At 48.0% G+C, this 2,173-nt stretch carries 2 protein-coding genes; both read left to right on the plus strand.

Annotated features, from left to right (window positions below; genetic code table 11):
- Positions 1-99 precede the first annotated feature (99 nt).
- On the plus strand, positions 100-1,356 hold the full coding sequence (gene istA / locus BLQ32_RS19520; RefSeq protein WP_244890393.1) for an IS21 family transposase: 1,257 nt from the start codon (positions 100-102) through the stop codon (positions 1,354-1,356).
- The gene (gene istB / locus BLQ32_RS19525) at positions 1,353-2,117 is read left to right on the plus strand and encodes an IS21-like element helper ATPase IstB (protein WP_074511887.1); all 765 of its coding nucleotides are present in this window, start codon (positions 1,353-1,355) and stop codon (positions 2,115-2,117) included. The genes istA and istB overlap by 4 nt, the downstream gene beginning before the upstream one ends.
- Positions 2,118-2,173 lie beyond the last annotated feature (56 nt).

Here is a 2,173-nt window from a genome sequence, read left to right on the forward strand (position 1 = left end):
TGTCACCGCCGGTGATAAAATACCCAATAACGCCGTTTTAAAATTCCCCATTTATCAAGGATAATCGACATATACCACGTTGCAGAGGAGTATGTGTCGATGTTGAAAATGGAGGAATTTTTTATGATTCGGGAATTGTATCAAAAGGGATGGTCGTTAACAGCCATTGCCCAAGAGACCGGCTTTGACCGGAAAACCATCCGCAAATACATAAACGCCGAAAAGCTCCCTCGGAGCTCCAAGCGAACGAAACGGGCAAGCAAGTTAGATCCGTATAAACCCTACTTGCTTCAACGAATCCAGGAAGGCACCACGAATTGTGTCGTGTTGCTTGAGGAGATCCGGGCGCAAGGGTTCGACGGAAAGAGTACAATCCTGAAAGATTTTGTGCAGCCGCACCGGAAACAACCAAAGAAACAGGCGACCCGGCGCTTTGAAACACCGCCAGGTCAACAGGCGCAGATGGATTGGGCAGAAGTCGGATTATACGAAGTCGATGGACGTCTTCAAAAAATCTATGCGTTTTTGATGGTACTGGGGTATTCACGAATGAAGTACATCGAATTTACAACGGACATGAAAATGGAGACCTTGATGAAATGCCACATGAATGCCTTTGCCTATTTCAATGGCATTCCAAATCAAGTTCTCTATGACAATATGAAAACGGTTGTCATCCGGCATACACCGGTAGAAATCCGCTTCAACCAAAAGTTCGAAGACTTTCTCGCTTACTACGGCGTTACACCCAAAGCCTGCAAGCCCTACCGTCCCCAAACAAAAGGGAAAGTGGAACGAACAGTCGCTTACATGAAGCGAAACTTCTTTCAGCGCAGGCACGAACCCACACTTGAAGCCTTGAACCAGGATATGCGGGATTGGCTAGATCAGACGGCCAATAAGAAAAAGAATGAAACAACCCAGGAACCGCCGGTTCAGCGCTGGCAAAAGGAACAGTCTTTTCTGCAGGCTTGGGGAACGAAGGCGTTGTTCCCGACCACGCACTGGGAAATGCGGGAGGTCAGTCGCGACTGTTTCATCTCGTACTTGGGGAATAAGTATTCCGTTCCGTTTCGATATGCCGGTCATCAAGTCAAAATCAAGGTGACGTTGGAGAAGCAATTGGAGATTTTTGATGAAGTGGAATGCATTGCACAACACCCGATTCTTTCCGGCGAAACGCGTGTCCACGTCCGCTTTGAACATTATGAGGGCATGCAGGAGGCAAAAGAAAAAGAGCGAAAACTACAGAATCCCATCGGTTTGGCGACCCAGGATTCCACCGTTTCCACTCCTTACGTTGAAGCACGTCCTCTCGCAGCTTACGCCGCTTTTGAAGGAGGTGATTTCGAATGAAATCCCTTCTGGAAGAACGGCTGCATCAGCTGAACTGGTCGCATACGGCCAGTCAGCTCGATGATTTGGTCGAGAACGCTTCTACCCATAATGTATCATATTTCGACTTTTTACACACGGTCGTTTCTGGTGAATGGGAACACCGGGAATCCACTGAGTTGAACCGAAGAATTCACCGAGCGAAACTCCCTTACACCAAAACCATCCATGATTTTGATTTGGCATTTCAACCGAGCCTTAACGAGCAGCGCATCAATGAAACACTGACCTGTCGGTACATTGCGAATGGGGAAAACCGGCTTCTCCTGGGACCGCCAGGTGTCGGCAAGACGCATCTGGCGATCGCTTTTGCATTAGAAGCACTCACCCAAGGCTATAGTGTCCTGTTCCTGACCGCAGCCGACCTGGTCGCGGAATGTCACAAGGCAGAGGGCAAAGGTACGGTCTCCCGTCTGATCAAGAAATGGACACGGCCGGATTTAATCGTCTTGGACGAAGTCGGCTACTTTCCGTTTGACGAGTTCTCAGCAAATATCTTTTTTCAAGTGATCTCGAAGAGATATGAACACGGCGCGATGATCTTAACCTCGAACAAATCATTTATCGAATGGGGAAAGGTCTTCGGAGATGATATTTTGGCTACAGCTATTCTCGACCGCCTGCTTCACCATTCGGTGACCTTTAATATCAAAGGTGATTCCTATCGCCTGAAGGAAAAGAAAAAAGCCGGAATTTATCCGGCTGCCCCACCTGTAAAGTAGCTCACGTGGGGAATTTTATTCCGGCTATAATGGGGAAAATTAAACCGGCATTGACA

The sequence above is a fragment of the Planococcus glaciei genome (genome assembly GCF_900099655.1).
Taxonomy (GTDB): domain Bacteria; phylum Bacillota; class Bacilli; order Bacillales_A; family Planococcaceae; genus Planococcus; species Planococcus glaciei.

Excerpts from the sequence above, each read along its gene's own strand:
- istB (WP_074511887.1), top strand. The coding sequence starts at position 1,353 with ATGAAATCCCTTCTGGAAGAACGGCTGCATCAGCTGAACTGGTCGCAT.
- istA (WP_244890393.1), top strand. The coding sequence starts at position 100 with ATGTTGAAAATGGAGGAATTTTTTATGATTCGGGAATTGTATCAAAAG.